This is a genomic window from Pseudomonas sp. FP453, assembly GCF_030687495.1.
Lineage (GTDB): Bacteria > Pseudomonadota > Gammaproteobacteria > Pseudomonadales > Pseudomonadaceae > Aquipseudomonas.
In genome coordinates this window covers 3,764,040-3,786,808 of sequence record NZ_CP117435.1, presented here as the reverse complement: position 1 = coordinate 3,786,808, position 22,769 = coordinate 3,764,040, and the positions used below count along the sequence as shown (strand labels likewise).

21 protein-coding genes and 1 pseudogene are annotated in these 22,769 nt (G+C 62.2%); 11 read left to right on the top strand and 11 right to left on the bottom strand.

Annotation, left to right across the window (positions count from 1 at the left end):
* Positions 1–12: 12 nt before the first annotated feature.
* Both PSH87_RS17005 and PSH87_RS17000 read left to right on the top strand, forming a co-directional pair.
* Entirely contained in the window at positions 13–1,206 is a 1,194-nt protein-coding gene (locus tag PSH87_RS17005; RefSeq protein ID WP_305430337.1) for an efflux RND transporter periplasmic adaptor subunit, read from the top strand.
* The gene (locus tag PSH87_RS17000; protein WP_017734192.1) at positions 1,206–2,735 is read left to right on the top strand and encodes a DHA2 family efflux MFS transporter permease subunit; all 1,530 of its coding nucleotides are present in this window, start codon (positions 1,206–1,208) and stop codon (positions 2,733–2,735) included. The genes PSH87_RS17005 and PSH87_RS17000 overlap by 1 nt, the downstream gene beginning before the upstream one ends.
* A gap of 138 nt (positions 2,736–2,873) precedes the next feature.
* Here PSH87_RS17000 and lpxH read toward each other — a convergent pair whose 3' ends face one another.
* On the bottom strand, positions 2,874–3,623 hold the full coding sequence (lpxH, locus tag PSH87_RS16995) for a UDP-2,3-diacylglucosamine diphosphatase (RefSeq protein WP_017734191.1): 750 nt from the start codon (positions 3,621–3,623) through the stop codon (positions 2,874–2,876).
* Positions 3,624–3,625: 2 nt separating this feature from the next.
* Positions 3,626–4,126 (bottom strand): peptidylprolyl isomerase, encoded by a 501-nt coding sequence (locus tag PSH87_RS16990; protein WP_017734190.1) that lies wholly within the window; start codon positions 4,124–4,126, stop codon positions 3,626–3,628.
* 247 nt (positions 4,127–4,373) lie between these two features.
* Here PSH87_RS16990 and PSH87_RS16985 point away from each other — a divergent pair, with 247 nt between their 5' ends.
* Complete coding sequence (locus PSH87_RS16985) at positions 4,374–6,074, top strand: glutamine--tRNA ligase/YqeY domain fusion protein (RefSeq protein WP_305430335.1); 1,701 nt, start codon at positions 4,374–4,376, stop codon at positions 6,072–6,074.
* Between the two features lie 15 nt (positions 6,075–6,089).
* Positions 6,090–7,478, top strand: a complete 1,389-nt coding sequence (gene cysS / locus PSH87_RS16980) for a cysteine--tRNA ligase (protein WP_017734188.1) — start codon at positions 6,090–6,092, stop codon at positions 7,476–7,478.
* A 208-nt stretch (positions 7,479–7,686) separates the two neighbouring features.
* Here the strand turns inward: cysS and PSH87_RS16975 are convergent, their stop codons facing one another.
* From PSH87_RS16975 to PSH87_RS16935, 9 genes and pseudogenes are all read right to left on the bottom strand, one after another.
* Entirely contained in the window at positions 7,687–8,028 is a 342-nt protein-coding gene (locus tag PSH87_RS16975; RefSeq protein ID WP_305430332.1) for a hypothetical protein, read from the bottom strand.
* Positions 8,029–8,370: 342 nt separating this feature from the next.
* On the bottom strand, positions 8,371–8,931 hold the full coding sequence (locus PSH87_RS16970) for a dihydrofolate reductase family protein (RefSeq protein WP_305430331.1): 561 nt from the start codon (positions 8,929–8,931) through the stop codon (positions 8,371–8,373).
* A gap of 264 nt (positions 8,932–9,195) precedes the next feature.
* Complete coding sequence (locus PSH87_RS16965; protein ID WP_026136444.1) at positions 9,196–9,534, bottom strand: Na+/H+ antiporter subunit G; 339 nt, start codon at positions 9,532–9,534, stop codon at positions 9,196–9,198.
* Complete coding sequence (locus PSH87_RS16960; protein ID WP_105522735.1) at positions 9,531–9,809, bottom strand: K+/H+ antiporter subunit F; 279 nt, start codon at positions 9,807–9,809, stop codon at positions 9,531–9,533. The genes PSH87_RS16965 and PSH87_RS16960 overlap by 4 nt, the downstream gene beginning before the upstream one ends.
* A complete protein-coding gene (locus PSH87_RS16955; RefSeq protein WP_305430329.1) occupies positions 9,806–10,294 on the bottom strand; it encodes a Na+/H+ antiporter subunit E in 489 nt (162 codons plus the stop codon). The genes PSH87_RS16960 and PSH87_RS16955 overlap by 4 nt, the downstream gene beginning before the upstream one ends.
* Positions 10,291–11,973, bottom strand: a complete 1,683-nt coding sequence (locus tag PSH87_RS16950; protein ID WP_257782542.1) for a monovalent cation/H+ antiporter subunit D — start codon at positions 11,971–11,973, stop codon at positions 10,291–10,293. The genes PSH87_RS16955 and PSH87_RS16950 overlap by 4 nt, the downstream gene beginning before the upstream one ends.
* A complete protein-coding gene (locus PSH87_RS16945; RefSeq protein ID WP_003192163.1) occupies positions 11,970–12,314 on the bottom strand; it encodes a Na+/H+ antiporter subunit C in 345 nt (114 codons plus the stop codon). Before PSH87_RS16945 ends, PSH87_RS16950 begins: the two co-directional genes overlap by 4 nt.
* The gene (locus PSH87_RS16940) at positions 12,314–15,235 is read right to left on the bottom strand and encodes a monovalent cation/H+ antiporter subunit A (protein ID WP_124528987.1); all 2,922 of its coding nucleotides are present in this window, start codon (positions 15,233–15,235) and stop codon (positions 12,314–12,316) included. Before PSH87_RS16940 ends, PSH87_RS16945 begins: the two co-directional genes overlap by 1 nt.
* 145 nt (positions 15,236–15,380) lie before the next feature.
* Positions 15,381–16,312, bottom strand: a pseudogene (locus PSH87_RS16935) (DMT family transporter).
* A 92-nt stretch (positions 16,313–16,404) separates the two neighbouring features.
* Here PSH87_RS16935 and PSH87_RS16930 point away from each other — a divergent pair.
* The 7 genes from PSH87_RS16930 (at position 16,405) to PSH87_RS16900 (ending at position 22,769) form a co-directional block, all read left to right on the top strand.
* Positions 16,405–16,968 carry a helix-turn-helix domain-containing protein gene (locus PSH87_RS16930; protein ID WP_017734180.1) on the top strand — a complete coding sequence of 188 codons (564 nt, stop codon included), beginning with the start codon at positions 16,405–16,407 and terminating at the stop codon, positions 16,966–16,968.
* A gap of 154 nt (positions 16,969–17,122) precedes the next feature.
* Positions 17,123–18,319, top strand: coding sequence for an SfnB family sulfur acquisition oxidoreductase (locus tag PSH87_RS16925; RefSeq protein ID WP_305430324.1), 1,197 nt, complete (start codon positions 17,123–17,125; stop codon positions 18,317–18,319).
* 12 nt (positions 18,320–18,331) lie between these two features.
* A complete protein-coding gene (locus tag PSH87_RS16920; RefSeq protein WP_305430322.1) occupies positions 18,332–18,658 on the top strand; it encodes an acyl-CoA dehydrogenase in 327 nt (108 codons plus the stop codon).
* Positions 18,658–20,037 (top strand): LLM class flavin-dependent oxidoreductase, encoded by a 1,380-nt coding sequence (locus tag PSH87_RS16915; protein ID WP_017734176.1) that lies wholly within the window; start codon positions 18,658–18,660, stop codon positions 20,035–20,037. Before PSH87_RS16920 ends, PSH87_RS16915 begins: the two co-directional genes overlap by 1 nt.
* Positions 20,038–20,221: 184 nt before the next feature.
* Positions 20,222–21,121, top strand: coding sequence for an acyl-CoA synthetase (locus PSH87_RS16910; RefSeq protein ID WP_305430320.1), 900 nt, complete (start codon positions 20,222–20,224; stop codon positions 21,119–21,121).
* Positions 21,118–21,888 carry an ABC transporter ATP-binding protein gene (locus PSH87_RS16905; RefSeq protein WP_305430318.1) on the top strand — a complete coding sequence of 257 codons (771 nt, stop codon included), beginning with the start codon at positions 21,118–21,120 and terminating at the stop codon, positions 21,886–21,888. Before PSH87_RS16910 ends, PSH87_RS16905 begins: the two co-directional genes overlap by 4 nt.
* The gene (locus PSH87_RS16900) at positions 21,888–22,769 is read left to right on the top strand and encodes a branched-chain amino acid ABC transporter permease (protein ID WP_305430316.1); all 882 of its coding nucleotides are present in this window, start codon (positions 21,888–21,890) and stop codon (positions 22,767–22,769) included. The genes PSH87_RS16905 and PSH87_RS16900 overlap by 1 nt, the downstream gene beginning before the upstream one ends.

Genomic DNA, 22,769 nt, shown 5'->3' with positions numbered 1-22,769 from the left:
GAGGTAATCGTCATGGCCACTGCCGACAGCAACACCGCAACAGCGCAAGACAACAACCCACGCAAACGCAAGGTCATGCTGATCGGCCTGGCGCTGATCGTCATCCTCGGCGTCGCCGGCGTATGGGCCTGGCATGAGCTTTACGGGCGCTTCAGCGAAAGCACCGACGACGCTTATGTGAACGGCAACGTGGTGGAAATCACCCCGCTGGTCACCGGCACCGTGGTCAGCATCGGCGCCGACGATGGCGACCTGGTCCACGAAGGCCAGGTGCTGGTCAACTTCGACCCGAACGACGCCGCCGTCGGCCTGCAAAGTGCCGAGGCCAACCTGGCGCGCACGGTGCGCCAGGTGCGTGGCTTGTACAGCAACGTCGATGGCATGAAAGCCCAGGTCAACGCACAGAAAGCCGATGTGCAAACCGCCCAGGACAACTTCAACCGACGTAAAACCCTGGCCCAGGGCGGGGCGATTTCCCAGGAAGAACTGTCCCACGCCCGTGACAGCCTGACCGCGGCAAAGAACGCGCTGACCAACCTTGAGCAGCAACTGAAAACCACCAATGCGCTGGTGGATGACACCGTCATCTCATCCCACCCGGACGTGCAAGCCGCCGCGGCGCAACTGCGCCAGGCCTACTTGACCAATGCGCGCAGCACCCTGATCGCACCGGTCACCGGCTACGTCGCCAAGCGCACCGTGCAACTGGGCCAGCGCGTACAACCGGGCACCGCATTGATGGCGGTGATCCCGTTGAACCAGCTGTGGATCGACGCCAACTTCAAGGAAACCCAACTGCGCGACATGCGTATCGGCCAGCCGGTGGACATCGAGTCGGATATCTACGGCAGCGACGTGAAGTTCAGTGGCACCATCGACAGCCTCGGCGCAGGCACCGGCAGTGCGTTTGCCCTGCTGCCGGCGCAGAACGCCACCGGTAACTGGATCAAGATCGTGCAGCGGGTGCCGGTGCGCATCCACATCAATGCCGAGGAATTGGCCAAGCATCCGCTGCGGGTGGGTCTGTCCACCGTGGTCAACGTGGACCTGCACGACCAGAGCGGCCCGGTGCTGGCGCAACAGGCGCCGCAAAAAGCCTCGTTCAGCACCAACGTGTATGACCGTCAACTCGCCGAAGCCGATGCCATGATCACCCAGCTGATCCATGACAACAGCCTCGCCGCGCCCAAGGCTGTGCAACGCTGATGAGCAATAACGCCTCCTTCACGCCACCCAGCCTGTTGATGGCCACTATTGGCCTGTCGCTGGCGACCTTTATGCAGGTGCTCGACACCACCATCGCCAACGTGGCGTTGCCGACGATTTCCGGCAACCTCGGCGTGAGTTCGGAGCAGGGCACCTGGGTCATCACCTCGTTTGCGGTGAGCAACGCCATCGCCTTGCCGCTCACCGGTTGGCTGAGCCGCCGGTTTGGCGAGGTGAAGCTGTTCCTGTGGGCGACCATCCTGTTTGTACTGGCCTCGTTCCTCTGCGGTATTTCCACCTCGATGCCCGAGCTGATCGGCTTTCGCGTGCTGCAAGGCTTGGTCGCCGGGCCGTTGTACCCGATGACCCAGACGTTGCTGATCGCCGTCTATCCGCCCGCCAGGCGTGGCATGGCCTTGGCGTTGCTGGCGATGGTCACGGTGGTGGCGCCGATTGCCGGGCCGATCCTTGGCGGCTGGATCACCGACAGCTACAGCTGGCCGTGGATCTTCTTTATCAACGTGCCCATCGGCATCTTTGCGGTGATGGTGGTGCGTTCGCAGCTGAAGAAACGCCCGGTGGTCACCAGCCACCAGCCGATGGATTACGTCGGGCTGCTGAGCTTGATCGTCGGCGTGGGCGCCTTGCAGATCATTCTCGACAAGGGCAATGACCTGGACTGGTTCGAATCCAACTTCATCATCATTGGTGCGGCGATTTCGGTGATTGCCCTGGCGGTGTTCATCATCTGGGAACTCACCGACAAACACCCGGTGGTCAACCTGCGGCTGTTTGCGTATCGCAACTTCCGCATCGGCACCATCGTGTTGATCCTCGGTTACGCGGGCTTCTTTGGTATCAACCTGATCCTGCCGCAATGGCTGCAAACCCAGATGGGCTACACCGCGACCTGGGCCGGCCTGGCCGTGGCGCCGATTGGCATCCTGCCGGTGCTGATGTCGCCGTTCGTGGGCAAGTACGCGCACAAGTTCGACCTGCGCTTGCTGGCGGGCCTGGCGTTCCTGGCGATTGGCTTGAGCTGCTTTATGCGCGCGGGCTTCACCAACCAGGTGGACTTCCAGCACATCGCCCTGGTGCAGCTGTTCATGGGCATCGGCGTGGCGCTGTTCTTTATGCCGACCTTGACCATCCTGATGTCCGATTTGCCGCCGCACCAGATCGCCGACGGCGCCGGCCTGGCGACGTTCCTGCGTACCCTGGGTGGCAGCTTTGCGGCATCGCTGACCACCTGGATCTGGATTCGCCGGGCGGACCAGCACCATGCGTACATGAGCGAAAACATGACCACCTACGACTCGGCCACGCGCAATGCGCTGGACGCGTTGGGCGGGGCAGGGCAGAAGGCCTACACGCAGCTGGACCAGATCCTCACCAGCCAGGCGTACATGATGTCCACCGTGGATTACTTCACGTTGCTGGGGTGGATGTTCATGGGGTTGATGTTGCTGGTGTGGCTGGCGAAGCCGCCGTTTGGGGCGAAGGCGGGGCCGGAGGCTTCCGGGCACTGATCAACCAAGATTGGCATGCAATCCCCTTTGGGAGCTGGCTTGCCTGCGATAGCATCACCTCGGTGTATCAGATGTACCGAGGTGCCTGCATCGCAGGCAAGCCAGCTCCCACATTTTGATCAGTGTTGAGGCTGAGATTCAGGCCCCAGGCAACGCCAACGGCGGGTTCACAAAATCAAACGCCGCCAACTGAAACCCTTGCTCATCCACCTGCAACGCCCACCCTTGCTTGTCCCAATCCCCCAGCACAATGCGCTTGGCCGCTTGCTCGCCAATCTGCAACTTGTGAATGGCGGGGCGGTGGGTGTGGCCGTGGACCAGGGTGCGTACGCCAAACTGCTGCATCACCCGGGGCACTTCCTCGGGGGTCACGTCGACAATGTCGTTGGCCTTCATGCGTGTCTGCGCACGGCTCTCGCTGCGCAGCTTGCGCGCCAGCTTGTGGCGGGTGCGCAACGGCAGGTGGCGCAGGATGAAGAGCACGATGGGGTTGCGCAGGATGCGGCGCAGCTTCATATAGCCGACGTCGCGGGTGCACAGGCTGTCGCCGTGCATCAATAGCACGGGTTCGCCATACAACTGCACGACACTCGGGTCCTTGAGCAAGGTTGCGCCTGCCGCTTTGCAGAACGCCTTGCCGATGAGGAAATCGCGGTTGCCATGCATGATGAAAATCGGGGTGCCGCTGTCGCTCAGTTCGCGCAGGGCCGCGCCAATCGAACGCTGGAAGGGGGTCATGCCATCGTCGCCAATCCAGGCTTCAAAGAAGTCCCCCAGAATGTACAACGCCTGGGCGCCACGGGCGCGGCCGTGGAGCAGATCCAGAAACGCCCGGGTAATGTCCGGGCGCTCCTCTTCCAGATGCAAGTCTGAAATAAGCAGGATCACCCTTAGATGATCTCGGCTTTCTCGACGATAACGTCTTCTACCGGAACGTCCTGGTGACCGGCTTTACCGGTGGTCTGCACGCCTTTGATCTTGTCGACGACGTCCTGGCCTTCGGTGACTTTACCGAATACCGCGTAGCCCCAGCCCTGCACGTTCTTGCCGCTGTGGTTGAGGAAGGCGTTGTCGGCCACGTTGATGAAGAACTGCGCGGAGGCCGAATGCGGCTCCATGGTACGGGCCATGGCGACGGTGTACTTGTCGTTGGAAAGGCCGTTGTCCGCTTCGTTCTGGATGCTTGGGCGCTTGTCTTTCTTTTCTTTCATGCCTGGCTCGAAACCGCCGCCCTGGACCATGAAGTTGCCGATGACACGGTGGAAAACGGTGTTTTCGTAGTGGCCGGCGTTCACGTACTCGATGAAGTTGGCGACGGTGATCGGCGCTTTCTCGGCGTTCAGCTCGATGACGATGTCACCGTGGTTGGTGGTCAGTTTGACTTGAGTCATGGTCGTTTCTCTTTCAAGGAATTCGTGGGTGTGGACGCCTGAGCGCCTTACCGATTTGGCAAAACTTCGGCCAAGGGGCGCAGTTTAGCGTGACCTGTAGGAATTTCGAGGTGGTTTTTTACCGCCCATGCAATAAATGCAGCAGTTTTTGGCCGCGCTCTGTCAGTGTCTTGACGGCTTCGGCTATTATGAGCGCTTTGTTTTATCTGGCCTTACCCGGCCACGAACCTGTCTGTTCAAGGATCCTATGAGCAAGCCCACTGTCGACCCTACCTCGAATTCCAAGGCCGGACCTGCCGTCCCGGTCAATTTCCTGCGCCCGATCATCCAGGCGGACCTGGATTCGGGCAAGCACACGCAGATCGTCACCCGCTTCCCGCCAGAGCCCAACGGCTACCTGCACATCGGTCACGCCAAGTCGATCTGTGTGAACTTCGGCCTGGCCCAGGAGTTCGGTGGCGTCACGCACCTGCGTTTCGACGACACCAACCCGGCCAAGGAAGACCAGGAATACATCGACGCCATCGAAAGCGACGTGAAGTGGCTGGGCTTCGAATGGTCCGGTGAAGTGCGCTATGCCTCGCAATACTTCGACCAGTTGCACGACTGGGCCGTCGAGCTGATCAAGGCCGGCAAGGCCTACGTCGACGACCTGAGCCCGGAGCAAGCCAAGGAATACCGCGGCACGCTGACTGAGCCGGGCAAGAACAGCCCGTTCCGCGACCGTTCGGTGGAAGAGAACCTCGACTGGTTCGCCCGCATGCGCGCCGGTGAGTTCGCCGACGGCGCCCGTGTACTGCGTGCCAAGATCGACATGGCCTCGCCGAACATGAACCTGCGCGACCCGATCATGTACCGCATCCGCCACGCCCATCACCACCAGACCGGTGACAAGTGGTGCATCTACCCGAACTACGACTTCACCCACGGTCAGTCGGACGCCATCGAAGGCATCACCCACTCCATCTGCACCCTCGAGTTCGAAAGCCATCGCCCGCTGTACGAGTGGTTCCTGGAGCACCTGCCGGTGCCGGCGCACCCACGTCAGTACGAGTTCAGCCGCCTGAACCTGAACTACACCATCACCAGCAAGCGCAAGCTCAAGCAACTGGTCGATGAAAAGCACGTGCATGGCTGGGACGACCCGCGCATGTCCACCCTGTCGGGCTTCCGTCGTCGTGGCTACACGCCGGCATCGATCCGCAACTTCTGCGACATGGTCGGCACCAACCGTTCCGACGGCGTGGTGGACTTCGGCATGCTCGAATTCAGCATCCGCAACGACCTCGACCACAGCGCCCCACGCGCCATGTGTGTACTGCGTCCGTTGAAAGTGGTGATCACCAACTACCCGGAAGACAAGGTCGACAACCTCGAGTTGCCGCGTCACCCGCAGAAAGAAGAACTCGGCGTGCGCAAGCTGCCGTTCAGCCGTGAAATCTACATCGACCGCGATGACTTCATGGAAGAGCCGCCAAAGGGCTACAAGCGCCTGGAACCGGCGGGCGAAGTGCGCCTGCGCGGCAGCTACGTGATCCGTGCCGACGAAGCGATCAAGGACGCCGATGGCAACATCGTCGAACTGCGTTGCTCCTACGACCCGGAAACCCTGGGCAAGAACCCGGAAGGCCGCAAGGTCAAGGGCGTGATCCACTGGGTGCCGGCCGCCGCCAGCATCGAATGCGAAGTGCGTTTGTACGACCGCCTGTTCCGCTCGCCGAACCCTGAGAAGGCTGAAGACAGCGCCAGTTTCCTCGACAACATCAACCCTGACTCCCTGCAAGTACTTACGGGTTGTCGTGCCGAGCCGTCGTTGGGCGAAGCACAGCCGGAAGACCGTTTCCAGTTCGAGCGCGAAGGTTACTTCTGCGCGGATATCAAGGACTCGAAACCAGGTAAGCCGGTATTCAACCGTACCGTGACCTTGCGCGATTCGTGGGGCCAGTGATTTAAGGGATTTGTCGTGCTAACGATCTACAACACACTCAGCAAGACCAAAGAAGTCTTCAAGCCGCTCGATGGCAACAAGGTGCGCATGTACGTGTGCGGGATGACCGTGTACGACTACTGCCACATCGGCCACGGCCGCAGCATGGTGGCCTTCGACCTGGTGACCCGCTGGTTGCGTTTCAGCGGCTATGACTTGACGTATGTGCGCAACATCACCGACATCGACGACAAGATCATCAACCGCGCCAACGAAAACGGCGAGTCGTTCGACGCGCTGACCGAGCGCATGATCGCCGCCATGCATGAGGACGAGGCGCGCCTCAACATCCTCAAGCCGGACATGGAGCCGCGCGCCACGGACCACATCCCGGGCATGCACGCGATGATCCAGACCCTGATCGACAAGGGTTACGCCTACGCCCCGGGCAATGGCGACGTGTACTACCGCGTCGCCAAGTTCATGGGCTACGGCAAGCTGTCGCGCAAGAAAATCGAAGACCTGCGCATCGGCGCACGCATCGAAGTGGACGAGGCCAAGCAAGACCCGCTGGACTTCGTGCTGTGGAAAGGCACCAAGCCCGGCGAGCCGAGCTGGGAATCGCCATGGGGCGCCGGGCGTCCGGGCTGGCACATCGAATGCTCGGTGATGTCTACCTGCTGCCTGGGCGAGACCTTCGACATTCATGGCGGCGGCAGCGACCTCGAGTTCCCGCACCACGAAAACGAAATCGCCCAGAGCGAAGCCGCCACCGGCAAGACCTACGCCAACGCCTGGATGCACTGCGGCATGATCCGCATCAATGGCGAGAAGATGTCCAAGTCCTTGAACAACTTCTTCACCATTCGCGACGTGCTGGAAAAGTACCATCCTGAGGTGGTGCGTTACCTGCTGGTGTCCAGCCACTACCGCAGCGCCATCAACTACTCGGAAGACAACCTCAAGGACGCCAAGGGCGCCCTGGAGCGTTTCTACCACGCGTTGAAAGGCTTGCCCGTGGTCGCCCCGGCCGGTGGCGAAGGGTTTGTCGAGCGCTTCACCCAGGTGATGAACGACGACTTCGGCACCCCCGAAGCCTGCGCGGTGCTGTTCGAGATGGTGCGCGAGATCAACCGCCTGCGCGAGAGCGATCTCGACGCAGCGGCTGGCCTGGCGGCCCGCTTGAAAGAACTGGCCAGCGTACTGGGCGTGTTGCAGATGGAAGCCGACGACTTCCTGCAAGCCGGCGCCGAAGGGCGTGTGGACGCGGCTGAAGTGGATGCGCTGATCCAGGCGCGTTTGACGGCACGGGCCAACAAGGACTGGGCGGAATCCGACCGCATCCGCGACCAACTCACCGCCATGGGCGTGGTGTTGGAAGACGGCAAGGGTGGGACGACGTGGCGCTTGGCTGATCAGGCTTGATCGGTAAACCCTGAATGAAAAACGCCCCGACTGGTTCGGGGCGTTTTTTTTGCACATCACTTTAACGACCCACTCGATCAAACTGTGGGAGCTGGCTTGCCTGCGATAGCGGTGTGTCAGCTTGCACATCAGTGACTGGTAGATCGCTATCGCAGGCAAGCCAGCTCCCACATTTTTTAACCGTGCCCGCTTTGCAAATTATTCGGCTTCAGATTGATCTGTGAATGGGGTCGTCTTTGAGGCTTAGTGTTTTATCCACCATCAACTGGATGCCCTTCAGCATCCGACACATTCCCAGTGCCACGCTGCGCGGATTGCCGCCGATCTCGAAAGCCAAATGGCTTGCCAGCGCACGAACCGACGCTAGATCCTCTGACGCGTTGACCAACAGCGTCTCGACGTCCAGTCCTTCGCGTACGGTAAACAGGTTGTCGTCCTCAGCAGATGGCTGCGGCTTTTCAGAGGGGTTCAGATAGTGGTTAATCGCTCGATGAGCAGAGGCGTGAAACGCGGTTGAATCTAATGGCGGGTTCGGACTGTCTTTAATCATGACAAAGCTCCTAGAGTATTGGAGCCGCCCCCCATCGCTGCGAAACGATACCCGGGTGGCAGCTGTACGCAGGTTCGCAGACCGGGACTCTAGGCACCCGGCATACCCGAAGGTATCCCGCGCACAGCCGCCATAACATCAGGCATAAAAAAGCGCCCGCTATCTGAGGTGGACGCTGTGCGTCTAGAGTTTAACCGGGCTGCGAAACCCGGTCGCTGAATTTGCAGCGACCGCCGAAGATTAGGCAGCCATCTTCCGAGAGACAACCCTAAAACGCTGTCGGAAATTTCTGTGGTTTTTTGCTCGGCAGCACCCCCGGACCAATGGTGACTCCCACATTTTTTATCGAGTACTCAAGGCCTTCGCAACGGCGTAACGGCTCTGCACAAAGCCATTGGCCGACACATGCGTACCAAGATGGCGAAGTTCATGCTCGCTGCCCACCTGGCTGAACAACGAAACCCCTTCGCCCAGCAACACCGGAATGCGCGTGATGATCAACTCGTCGATCAGGCCCGCTTCAAGAAACGCCTGGATCGTCTGCCCGCCGTCGATATACAGATGCTGCATGCCGCGACCGGCCAATTGTGTGACCAGTGCGCTGACATTCGCCGCCAGTACTTCCACCTTGCCCTGCAAATGCGCGGGGATCTCCAGCGGTTGGTGAGACAGCGCGATGACAGGTTTTCCCTCATACGGCCACTCGGGAAAGGACAGGACTTTCTCCAGGGTCTTGCGCCCCATGACCAATGCATCGACGCTGGCGATAAAGCTTTCATACGTCACACCGTTCAGCGCCGGGGTTTCGTATTCCGGGCGGTGAAGCCACTCGATGTCACCGTCTGTTCGTGCAATGAAACCGTCAACGCTGGCTGCGATAAATACGGAACACTTGATATCCATGGCAGGCTGAAACTCCTTTTGTTTTGACGTGCGCCGAATCCTAGCTTTAGATGCTCTCCACGAGCAAACCCACGACTGAAATGGCAGCGATTAAAATGGATTGTATTTTTTGCAGCATTGTCCGCTCCTTCGCCTAGCACCGATCCAAATGTGGGAGCTGGCTTGCCTGCGATAGCGGTGGGTCAGCCAACATTTTGGCTGACTGACACTCCCTCATCGCAGGCAAGCCAGCTCCCACATTTTTAACCGAGTTTTCCTGGGCGATCAGCGGCGGCTGCTGACTTCGGCAGGCACATCATCACCGGCCATGCGCTTGCGAAACAGCGCTGTGCGCGCCAGCAGCAACGTGGTCACCGGCACCGTGATCGACAACAAAATCGGGATCAACCACCCGTGCAACACCGGCCCGGACTTGAGCACCGAAAAATACACAATCGACGCCAACGCCACGCACCACGCGCCCAACGTCGAGGCCAGTGCCGGCGGGTGCATGCGCTGGAAGAAGTCCTTCATGCGCAGCAAGCCAATCGCGCCAATCAAGGCAAATACGCTGCTCAGCACCAGCAGCACCGCGACGATCACTTCCACCCATAACGGCATCATTCAATCACCTCGCCACGCAGCAGGAATTTGGCCAGGGCAAACGAGCCCACAAAGCCGAACAGCGCAATCAGCAGCGCCGCTTCAAAGTAGGTGTCACTGGCATACCGAATGCCCAGCACCAGCATCATCAGCATCGCCAGCATGTACAGGTAGTCCAGCGCCAGTACCCGGTCCTGGGCCGAGGGGCCTTTGAACAGGCGCACCAGGGTCAGCACCATGGCCAGGGAGAACAGGAACAGGCTGAACAGGATCGCATTGGAGAGCAGGGCGCTCATTCGAAGATCTCCATCAGGGGCCGCTCGTAGGTGGTCTTGAAGTGCTCGATAAACTGCGCTTCATCGTCCAGGTCGAACACGTGCAGCAGCAGGATGCTGCGGTCCAGCGCCAGTTCCGACCAGATGGTGCCGGGCACCACGGTGGTGATCATCGACAGCGCCGCCAGGCCGTTGGCGTCGCGCAGGTCCAGGGGGATCTTGATAAAACGCGAACGCGGTGGGCGTGAGCCGCAGGTCAGCACGCCCCAGGCCACTTGCAGGTTGGACACGATCACATCGCGGCCCACCACAAAGAACAGGCGCAGGATCACCCCTGGCCGGCGGATGCGGATCGGCAGCGGCCGCAGCGGCGCCATCAGCAGCGGGGCGAGAAAGCCCAGCAGCGCGCCGAGCAGCAGATTGCCGGGGCTCACGGACAGGTTCAGCACCAGCCACAACAGCCACAGCGCCAGGGATAACCACGGGGCAGGGAACAGGCGCTTCATGGCTGCACCTCCAGCGCGGCGGCCTGGGCTTCAGGGCTTGGTACCGGGCGCGTGGCCATCACCGCCATCACGTAGTGTTCCGGGTTGTTCAGGCTCACGGCGGTAGCTTCGGTGTAGCGCATCAGCGGCTCGGCCTTGAAGGTCAGTAGGATGCTCAGGCCGAGCAGGAAGAAAATCGGCACGCATTCGTAGCGGCGCAGCAGCGGCGACGGGCGTTCTTCCGGGGTCCAGAAGCGTTGGATGCCCAAGCGCGCGAAGGCGATCAACGACACCAGGCCCGAAAGGATCAGCAGCGTGACCAAGCCCCAGGCCGCCGGGCGGATCGGCTCATCGATGCTGACGCCAAGCCCCAGCGGATTGATCAGCGCACTCAACAAGCTCAGCTTGCCAATAAACCCGGACAGCGGCGGCATGCCGATAATCAGCAATGCGCAGGCAATAAAGCTCAGGCCGAGGAAGGCCATGGTCCACGGAATCACCTGGCCGACCACGGCTTTCTGCTCGTCGTCGAGGTTCACGCCGGGACGCGGGTGCAGGGATTCCATGGCTTTGGGCAGCGCATCGATCTCTTCGTCCAGCGGCAGGTCGTTGGCCGAACGCGAGCGTTCGATCAACTCGGCCAGCAGGAACAGCGCGCTCAACGCCAGCGTCGAGCTGACCAGATAAAACAGCGCGCCCGCCGTCAGGCTCGGCTGCGCGAAACCGATGGCCGACAGCAAGATCCCCGCCGACACCAAAATGCTCAAGCTCGCCATGCGCTCCAGGCGCTGCGCCGCCACCATCGCCAGCGCGGCGCAGATGATCGTTGCCATGCCGCCGTACACCAGCCAGTCGCCGCCAAACAACGCCGACGCGCCGGCTTGGCCGGAGAACAGCAGCGTCCACAGGCGCAGCACGGTGTACACGCCGACCTTGGTCATGATCGCAAACATCGCCGCCACCGGCGCACTCGCCGAGGAGTAGGCGGGCGCCAGCCAGAAGTTCAGCGGCCACATGCCGGCCTTGGCCAGGAATGCGGTGGCGAGGATCGCTGCGCCCGCGTGCAGCAGGCCGCGATCGGCCTCGGGTACCAGCGGGATTTTCAGCGCCAGGTCCGCGAAGTTCAGCGTGCCGGTGACGCCGTAGATCATCGCCGCGCCAATCAGGAACAGCGACGACGCCAGCAGGTTGATCGCGATGTAATGCAGCCCCGCCGACACCCGCGCGCGGCCCGAACCGTGCAGCATCAGGCCATAGGACGCCGCCAGCAGGACCTCGAAGAACACGAACAGGTTGAACAGGTCGGCGGTGAGGAAGGCGCCGTACAGGCCCATCATCTGCACCTGGAACAACGCATGGAAACTGGTGCCCGCACGGTCCCAACGGGCCATGGCGAACACCAGCGCGCTCACGCCGATGATCCCGGTGAGCACCAGCATCAGCGCCGACAGTTGGTCCACCACCAGCACGATGCCGAACGGCACCTGCCAATTGCCCGGCAGGTACACGCCAATCGAGCCGGGGCCGCCTTTTTGCGTCCAGTACAGCAGCAGGATCGCAATGCCCAGGCCCAGCACGCTGGAGAACAGGTTGATCTTGGCTTTGAGTGGCCGGCGTTTTTCGCCGAGCATCAGCATCAGCGCGGCGGTCAGCAGCGGCAGCAGGATCGGTGCGATGATCAGTTGGTTCACCCAATTCATTCCTTGGGCTCCCGGCCGTCAACGTGGTCGGTGCCGGTCAGGCCCCGGGAGGCAAGCAGCACCACCAGGAACAACGCGGTCATGGCAAAGCTGATGACGATGGCGGTGAGCACCAGGGCCTGGGGCAGCGGATCGGTGTAGTTGAGCAGGTCTTGCGGCACGCCGTCCTTGATGATCGGCTCCTTGCCGATAAACAGGCTGCCCATGCTGAAAATGAACAGGTTGACCCCATACGACAACAGGCACAGGCCCATCACCACCTGGAATGTCCGCGGCCGCAGGATCAGCCACACGCCGGAGGCTGCGAGCACTCCGATGGCAATTGCGATGACTTCTTCCATCAGGCCGCTCCTTCCGTTGCGGCAACCACTTTGGCCTGGTTGCTTGGTTTATGGGCACGCACCGATTGGTGGCCGAGGGCGGTGAGCATCAGCAGCGTCGAACCGACCACCATGGCGTACACGCCAACGTCGAAGAACAGCGCGCTGGCCACATGAATGTCGCCCAGCACCGGCAGGCTGAAATGCCAGGTGTGGGTGGTCAGGAAGGGGTAGCCGACAAACAGCGCACCCAGCCCGGTGAGGGTTGCCGAGAGCAGGCCGAAGCCCATCCAGCGCATCGGCCGCAGGCTCATCTGCGCCTCGACCCACTGCGTCCCGGCGACCATGTATTGCAGGATGAAGGCGACGGACATCACCAGCCCGGCGACAAAGCCGCCGCCCGGTTGATTGTGGCCGCGCATGAACAGATAGAAAGACACCACCAGCGCAATCGGCAGCAACAGGCGCACGAGCACGGCGGGCACCATCATGAAGCCCAGCGCGGTGTCGCTGGCCTGACGCGGGTTGACCAGGTCGGTGGCCACGTCCGGCGCCAGTTGGCGCTGCTGCGCGGGCAGTTGCATGCTTTCTTTCGAGGGGCGGAAGCGCCGGAGCAGGGCGTACACCGTCAGCGCCACGGCGCCGAGCACGGTGATTTCGCCGAGGGTGTCGAAGCCACGGAAGTCCACCAGCATCACGTTGACCACATTGCTGCCGCCGCCTTCGGGCAGGGCGCGGCTTAAGTAGAACGAGGAAATATCGTTGGGCGTCTGGCGCGTGAGCATCGCGTAGGACAGCAACGCCATGCCGCCACCCACCACGGTGGACAGCAGGAAGTCGCGCAGGCGGCGAATACGCGCCTTGCGCAAGGAGCTTGGCAGTGGCGAGACTTCTTCGATCCGCCGTGGCAACCAGCGCAGGCCCAGCAGGATCAGCACGGTGGTGACCACTTCAACCACCAACTGGGTCAACGCCAGGTCCGGCGCCGAAAACCACACGAAGGTGATGCAGGTCATCAGGCCGCACACGCTGACCATGGTCAGGGCCGCCAGCCGGTGGTACTTGGCTTGCCAGGCGGCGCCGAGGGCGCAGGCGATTGCCAGCAACCACAGCGTCACAAAGACGATGGAGCCCGGGATCTTCGGCCGGTCGCCCCAGCTGAGGCTGCTGTGCAGCATCGGGATCAAACCGGCGATGACCGCCGCCAGCACCAGCAGGAACAGCTGGGTTTGCAGGCGCTTGGTGCTGATGAGTTTCTCGATCTTGCGCGTGCCACGCATCAACACCACCAGGCAGCGCTCGAAGCCGCGCTTGCCGTTGAAGTAGCTGATCACGGGCGGGTACTTGAAGCGCCCGCGTTTGAGTTGTTTGCGCAGCAGCAGGTAGAGGATCACGCCGCAGGTCATGGCCACCAGGCTCATGATCATCGGCGCGTTCCAGCCGTGCCAGATCGCGAGGCTGTATTCCGGCAGCACGCCGCCCACCACCGGCAGGGCCGCAGCGGCAAGGATCGAACCGACCATCTGCGCCGGGAAGATCCCCACCAGCAGGCAGGTGAACACCAGCAGCTCAACCGGTGCGCGCATCCAGCGCGGTGGCTCGTGGGGCGTATGCGGCAGGTTGGTGGCGGTGGGGCCGAAGAACACATCCACCGTGAAGCGCAGCGCGTAGGCCACGCTGAACGTACCTGCGATGGTGGCGATGACCGGCAGGGTGATTTCTACCCATTTGGTCGCCGAGATAAACACGGTTTCGGCGAAGAACATCTCTTTGGACAGGAAGCCGTTCAGCAGCGGCACGCCGGCCATGGACGCACTGGCAACCATCGCCAGGGTCGCGGTAAACGGGATCAGGCGCACCAGGCCACTGAGCTTGCGAATGTCGCGGGTGCCGCTTTCGTGGTCGATGATGCCCGCCGCCATGAACAGCGACGCCTTGAAGGTGGCGTGGTTGAGGATATGAAACACCGCCGCGACCGCGGCCAGCGGGCTGTTGAGGCCCAGCAGCAAGGTGATCAGCCCGAGATGGCTGATGGTGGAATAGGCCAGCAGGCCCTTGAGGTCGTTCTGGAACATGGCGCAGTAAGCGCCGAGGAGGAGGGTGATCGCGCCGGCACCGCCGACGATATAGAACCATTCTTCGCTGCCGGACAGCGACGGCCACAGGCGGGCCAGCAGGAACACGCCGGCCTTCACCATCGTGGCCGAGTGCAGGTACGCCGAGACTGGCGTGGGTGCCGCCATGGCATGGGGCAGCCAGAAGTGGAACGGGAATTGCGCGCTTTTGCTCAAGGCGCCGATCAGCACCAGGGCGAGCATGATCGGGTACAGCGCGTGGGCACGGATCTGCTCGCCCGCCGCCAGCACCAGGTCGAGGTCATAGCTGCCGACGATATGCCCCAGCAGCATCACGCCCGCCAGCAGGCACAAGCCGCCCGCACCGGTGACCATCAACGCCATGTACGCGCCGCGTCGCGCATCGGCGCGGTGGTGCCAGTAGCCGATCAGCAGGAACGAGAACAGGCTGGTCAGTTCCCAGAAGAACACGATCTGGATCAGGTTGCCGGAGATCACCAGCCCGAGCATGGCGCCCATAAAGGCCAGGAAAAACGCAAAGAAGCGCGGCACCGGGTCATCCGGCGACATGTAGTAGCGCGCATACAGCGACACCAGCGTGCCGATGCCCAGCACCAGCATCGAGAACAGCCAGGCAAACCCGTCCATGCGCAACACAAAGTTCAAGCCCAGGCTGGGCAACCACATGAATTCTTCGCGGATCACGCCACCGTGGGCGATCTGGGGGTAGAGCAGGGCGACTTGAATGGTGCCGACCAGGGCCACAAGGCCGGCCAACAGGGATTCGGTGTTACGTGCGTTATGCGGCAGCAAAGCCGCCAGACAGCTGCCGATAAAAGGCAGAAGCAGTAGAACTATCAGGGACATAGGCTTCTAATCTGCGGGAGTTTGGGATGCATCATACGTGCCGCTTTCTCGATCACCAAACGGCAAGATGTGGCAGGATCCTACAAGGTAAGCCGAAAACGACCATTTAGCATTGTTTACAGACACCACCTTCAAGTGTGGGAGCTTACCCCTGTCGTTCCTGCTCGAGCTCATCTTCCAACGCCAACGCCTTCTGCCCCTTGGTCTTCATCTCACTGACAATCACCGCCGCCACAATCAACGCTGCCCCCACCATCGCAATCGGCGGGAAACGCTCCCCGGCAATCCGCCCAACCACCCCGGCCCACACCGGCTCACCGGCATAGATCAACGTGGCCCGCGTCGGCGAAACGCTCTGCTGCGCCCAGTTCATCGCGACCTGGATCACCGCACTGGTCAAGCCCAGGCCCACCGCACTGAACAGCAACAGCCAGGAGAACCCCGGCAATGCTTCACCCATCGGCACCACCATCATGAACGACAACACCGACGCCGTAGCCAACTGCACCACGGTGACCCGGCGCACATCCACTTGCCCGGCATAGGCGCCGATCAAGATGATTTCCGCCGCTATGGCAATCGCACCAATCAACGTGGCGATCTCCCCCGGGCTGAAATTCAGCGAAGCCCCCGCCGGCCCCGTCAGCAACATCAGCCCGGTAAACGCGAGCATGATGCCAATGCTTGGCATCAAGCCCGGGGCGGCGACCCAGCACCAGCCATTGCAGCAGCGGCACGAAGGGCACATATAAAGCCGTGATAAACGCCGACTGGCTGCTGAGGATCGTCTGCAGGCCAATGGTCTGCAAACCGTAGCCAAACAGGATCGCCACGCCGATAAACACCCCGGCCTTGAATTCGAACAGCGTCAGGTCGCGCAGGGTGCGCAGGGAAAAGAAGCCGACCACAATCGCCGCGGCGGCAAAACGCAGGCCCACGAAAAACATCGGCCCGCTGACGGTCATGGCGTGTTGCACCAGCAAAAAGGGTGCCGCCCCAGATCATGGTGATCACCACCAGGATGCATTCGGCTTTGCTGAAACGGTTGAAACGCGAGGGGGATTTGGCGGCAGTCATGGCGGCTCGGTCTTGCAAGGGAAAGGCACGGACCGCACAATGCGCCGCACGCTGGGCAGTATACTGCGCACACCCACCCATTGAGCAATATAGTGCACAAAGAAAATCCGCAACGGGCCTCGGTCCTGCAGCACGTCAGCCAGAACGTCCGTCGCCTGCGCCATGCCGCCGACTTGAGCCAGACCGCGCTCGCGGAAAAATCCGGGGTCAGCCGGCGCATGCTGGTGGCCATCGAGGCGGGGGAGAAGAATGTCAGCCTGTCCACCCTCGACCGCGTCGCCGAAGCCTTGGACGTGGCCTTCAGTGACCTGATCCAGGCCCCGGACGTGCGCGACCACAGTCGCATCAACGAGCTGGCCTGGGCGGGTGAGATCGACGGCAGCAAGGCGGTATTGCTGGCCAAGGCCACGGCGCGGCGGGAAGTCGAACTGTGGGAATGGCGCCTTGAGCCCGGTGATCGCTACTGTCCCGACCCAGACCTTGAAGGCTGGAGCGAGCAACTGTTTGTGTTCGAGGGCAGCTTGACGTTGGTCGTGGCCGGTGTGGAAAACAGCATCGGCGCCGGTGAGTTCTTTATGTTTGCCAGCCACCAGCAGCACATCTATCGCAATGACGGTGATGTCGCCGTTCGCTTTGTGCGCAACGTGGTGATCTAACTGTTCGCCACGCAACAGTGGATGCACACTTTGCTGGTTCAGCACGCTGTTGATCAGCCGCTTTAATCGATAACCCGCTGATTTTATTGGCGATTAAATTCAGGCACGACTCCTGCAATCACTCCGTTATCCCATCGGAGCCTGGAGTCGGCCCATGTCTGCCCACCCTGTACACCCTGCCCATATCATCCGCTCGGACGCGGAAGCCATCGACGTCGCCACGCGCCTGGCCGCCCGTTTTGCCGTCGAGGCCAGTGAGCGCGACCGTGAGCGGCGCCTGCCGATTGCCGAACTCGACGAATTTTCCGCGAGCGGCTTGTGGGGCATCACCATTCCCAAGGCCTATGGCGGCGCCGAGGTGTCCTATGTGACCGTGGCCGAGGTGATCAAGTTGATCTCCGCTGCCGACCCGTCCCTGGGGCAGATTCCGCAGAACCACCTGGGCGTGGTGGACATCCTGCTGCAAACCGCCACCGAGGAACAAAAACGTCACTACTTCGGCAAGGTCCTGGCTGGCTACCGTTTCGGCAATGCGTTCTCCGAAGCCAAGAGCAAGAACGCCGGCACCTTCGACACGCAGATCCGTTTCCACGGCGACACCGCGCAAATCAATGGCGAGAAGTTCTACTGCACCGGGGCGTTGTTCGCCCATATCGTGCCCACCGTCGGCAACAACGAAAAGGATCAGGCCTTTATCGCGTTTATCGAGCGCGATGCCCAAGGCTTGAACGTGATCGACAGCTGGGACGGCTTCGGCCAGCGCACCACCGCCAGCGGCGGCGTGACCCTCGATGGCGTCACCCTACCGCGCAGCGCCGTGATCCCGGCCCACTTGGCGTTCGATCAACCCACCGCCAACGGCCCGATTTCGCAGATTATCCAGGCGGCCGTCGATACCGGCATCGCCCTCGGCGCCCTGGAGCACGCGAAAATCTACGCCCGCCAAGCGCGTCCATGGATCGACAGCCAGCAGGAGCACGGCTGGCAAGACCCGTTCACCATCGCCGCGATCGGCGACCTGGAATGGCGCGTGCACGGCACCGAAGCCATCCTTGCCAAAGCCGGCGAAGCCGTGGACCGCGCCCTCGCCGAACCGAGCGAAGACAGCGTCGCCCACGCCTCACTGGTCGTCGCCCAGGCCAAGGTGCTGTCCGCCGAAACCGCCTTGCTCGCCAGCAGCAAACTGTTCGAACTGGCCGGCACCCGTTCGGTCACCGCCAAGCACAACCTCGACCGCTTCTGGCGTAACGCCCGCACCCACACCCTGCACGACCCGGCGCGCTGGAAGTACCACCTGATCGGCAACTTCGTGCTCAACGGCGTGAAGCCCGCGCGCCACGCCTGGAACTGAGGAACTGCAACCATGACCGCATTGAACCTTGCCCGCCAACTGCTGGACAGCACCCGCCGCCATGTCGAAACCAGCGCCGACCCCTACGTGATCAGCCGCTTCGGCGACTTGCAGATCCGCGTCGACGTGGCCGCTGCCCTGCAGGAACGCGCCGTAACCCATCCCAGCCCGGTGGCCGCCACCGAAGCGCAGATCGCTGCCGCCGAAGCACTGATCGCGGCGAGCAACGCCGAATTCGAACTCACCGGCCAACGCACCGCGCTGCCCTCGACCCTGGATGATCCGCTGCGCGCCAAGTACCAGATCGTCGGCAACTACCACCTCAACGGAGTGCTGTGATGGCCCGTGAAATCCGCTTGAATGCCTTCGACATGAACTGCGTCGGCCACCAATCCCCCGGCCTGTGGGCGCACCCGCGCGACCGTTCGTGGCAGTACAAGGACCTGGAATACTGGACCGACCTGGCCAGGATTCTTGAGCGCGGCAAGTTCGACGGCCTGTTCATCGCCGACGTGCTGGGCATCTACGACGTGTACAACGGCAACGGCGACGCCGCCATTCGCCAGGCCACGCAAGTGCCGGTCAACGACCCGCTGTCGCTGATCGCGCCGATGGCCCTGGTCACCGAACACCTGGGGTTTGGCCTGACGGCCTCGCTGTCGTTTGAACACCCTTATCCGTTTGCCCGCCGCCTATCGACCCTGGATCACCTGACCAAGGGCCGCATCGGCTGGAACATTGTCACCTCCTACCTGGAAAGCGGCGCGAAGAACCTTGGCCAGAAAGCCCAGACCGAACACGACGCACGCTACGACTACGCCGAGGAATACCTGGAGGTCTGCTACAAACTCTGGGAAGGCAGCTGGGAAGAGGGCGCCGTGCTGCGCGACCGTGAGCGGCGGATTTTCAGCGACCCGAGCAAGATCCACGAGATCCGCCACGTCGGCAAACACTTCCAGGTGCCCGGCATTCACCTGTGCGAGCCGTCGCCGCAACGTACGCCGGTGCTGTACCAGGCGGGTGCGTCCAGCCGTGGCAAGCAGTTTGCCGCCGAGCAGGCCGAGTGCGTGTTCGTCGCCGCGCCGTCCAAGGTCCTGCTGAAAAAAACCGTCGCCGACATCCGCCGCCGTGCGGCCGAGGCCGGCCGCGATCCGAAGAAGATCCTGATCTTCAACTTGCAGACGGTGATCGTCGGCGAGACCGATGCGAAGGCCAAGGCCAAGTTCGACGAATACAAATCCTACGTCAGCTACGAAGGCGCGATGGCGTTGATCTCCGGCTGGACCGGTATTGATTTCAGCCAGTTCAAGCCGGATGAACCGCTCAAGCATGTGCACACCAATGCGATTCAGTCGGCGGTGGAAGCGTTCTCCACGGCCGATCCGAACAAAGTGTGGACGCCCAATGAGCTGGCGGATTGGGTGGGTATTGGTGGCTTTGGTCCGTTGTTTGTCGGCGGCCCTGAGACCGTGGCCGACCTGTTGCAGGAGTGGGTCGAAGACACCGATGTAGACGGCTTCAACCTGGCGTACGCACTGACCCACGAGACTTTTGTCGACGCCGTGGAGTTGCTGGTGCCGGAGTTGCAGAAGCGCGGGGTGTACAAGACCGAGTACGCCCAGGGCACGTTGCGCGAGAAGTTGTTTGGTGACGGTGCGCGGTTGGGCGCCAACCACCCCGGCGCCAGCTACCGCGATCTCAAGGCCACCACCCTCTAACAGAAACACCTGGATCAAATGTGGGAGCTGGCTTGCCTGCGATAGCGGACGGTCAGTTGAAAAATGATCAGCTGACCCACCGCCATCGCAGGCAAGCCAGCTCCCACATTTGATCTTCATTGTTTGATCTTTCTCGGCCAGCGGACCACCGCACGCACACCCCACCAATAGGAGCATTACCCCTATGAGCGTGCACGAACTAAAACGCCCGCTGGCCGTGGAATGGCCCGCCGAACTGCTCGGCAATCTACCCAAGGCTTTGGAGCAACTGCACCACTGGGCGCAGATCACCCCGCTGCACACCTCCCTGCGCCACAAGCGCCAGGGCCAGTGGTATGCGTGGCGCTGGATCGACGTCTTGCGTGACGTCGAACGCCTGGCCGATGGCTTGCGCCAGCAGGGCTTCAACGAGCAATCGCGGCTGGCCCTCAGCGGTGCGTTTGAGCCGAACCTGTTGCTGCTGGCCCTGGCTGCCGAATCCATCGGCGGGCAGGTGCTGACCCTGGCCGATGACCTGGAACCGGAAGCGGTGCAGCAGCATCTTTGGCGTATCCGCCCCAGCCATTCTTATGTGCAAGGTCGGCAGAACAGGCACTGGGCGTCCGCCAATCGGGTGGACTTCGTGCAACTGCTCGGCCCGACCGATCCCGCGCAACACCTCGCCCGCTGGTGGCAACCCTCTGGCGAAACCGCCTTGTGGAGCGAAGAGGGCACCCACTGGCAGGGCGGCCTGGCGGTGCTGCTGGAGCAATGGCTCAACACCGGCCACGGCCTGGCCTTCCCGGAAAGCCTGGCCTCGGCGCAGCGCGATCGCCGTGAAGTCGCGCCCACCGGCTTGCTGTTGTCCGCAGAACGCTTGCAGCATCTGGCCGACGAAATCGAAAGCCGCCTCGCCCCCCACGGCACCTGGCGCCGACGCCTGTGCGACTGGGCCATCGCCCACCCGCAAAGCGGCCTGCGGCGCCTGCTGAAAAACCGCGTGCGCAAACTGCTCGGCTTCCAACGCCTGGCGTATATCTGGCAACCCCTCAAGGCCACCTCATCACCCGTGTGGCTGGCCGAATTCAAACGGGACATCGCATGAGCCAAGCCATTCTCCAGGTGCGGGATATCTCGCTGTCGTTCAAGGGGGTCAAGGCGATCAATGCCTTGTCCTTCGATGTGGCGCGCGGTGAGATCTGCGCGCTGATCGGGCCCAACGGTGCGGGCAAGAGTTCGTTGCTCAATGTGCTCAACGGCGTGTACCGCTTCGACGCCGGCGAGATCGTCTTCGAAGACCAGCACTTCCACCGCATCGACCCACTGGGCGCAGCGCGCCGGGGCATCGGCCGCACGTTCCAGAACAACGCGCTGTTCAAGAAGATGAGCGTGCTCGACAACATCCTCACCGGTCTGTCGCGGCATCAGCGCAGCAGCTTTCTCGAACACGCCCTCGGCTTGCCCCGCGCGCGCCGCGAGGCCGACGCCTTCCGCGTGCGGGCCCAAGGCATTCTCGAATTTCTGGAGCTGCAAGCGCACCGCGATGTGCTGGTGGGCAACCTGTCCTACGGCCTGCAAAAACGCGTGGAGTTGGGCCGCGCCTTGATCGCCGGGTCCAGCCTGCTGTTGCTCGATGAACCCATGGCCGGGATGAACGCCGAGGAAAAACAGGACATGGCGCGCTTCGTCGCCGACGTCAACCGCGACCTGGGCACCACCGTGGTGTTGATCGAACACGACATCGGCGTGGTCATGGGCCTGTCCCACCACGTGGTGGTGCTCGACTACGGGCGCAAGGTCGGCGACGGCACGCCTGCCGAAGTGCAAGCCAATCCCGACGTGATCGCGGCCTACCTGGGAGTGGCGCACTGATGACCTTTTTCCTGGAAACCCTGCTCGGCGGCCTGCTCGCCGGCACCATGTACTCGCTGGTCGCTATCGGCTTTGTGCTGATCTACAAGGCCAGCGGCGTGTTCAACTTTGCCCAGGGCGCGATGTTGCTGTTCGCCGCGCTGACCTTCGTCAGCCTGCACGATCAGGGCGTGCCGTTTGCCCTGGCGTTGTTGCTGACGGTGCTCGTGATGATCGTCGGCGCACTGCTGATCGAACGCCTGGTGCTGCGGCCCTTGGTCAACCGTTCGCAGATCACCTTGTTCATGGCCACGCTGGGCCTGTCGTTCATCATCGAAGGCCTCGCCCAAGGCCTGATGGGCTCGCAGGTGCGCGCGCTGGATTTGGGCATCGACGACGTGCCGCTGTTTGTCGGCCCGCTGATGCTCAGCCAGTTCGACCTGATCGCTGCTGCGGCGGCAGTGGTGCTGGTGACGGTGCTGGCGCTGCTGTTCAACAAGACCCGCATCGGTGTGTCGCTGCGCGCGGTGGCGGATGACACCACGGCGGCGCTGTCCATCGGGATCAACCTCAACCGCATCTGGCAGATCGTCTGGGCGGTGGCCGGGATAGTCGGGCTGGTCGCCGGGCTGCTGTGGGGCGCGCGCCAGGGCGTGCAGTTCTCGCTGTCGCTGGTGGTGCTCAAGGCCTTGCCGGTGCTGATCATCGGCGGCTTTACCTCGATTGGCGGGGCGATTGTCGGCGGGCTGATTGTCGGCGCGGCCGAGAACCTCGCCGAGGTGTATATCGGCCCGCTGATCGGCGGCGGCATCACGCCGTGGTTCGCCTACGTATTGGCCCTGGCCTTCCTGTATATCCGTCCCGCCGGCCTGTTCGGCGAGCGTGCCATCGAGCGAGTCTGA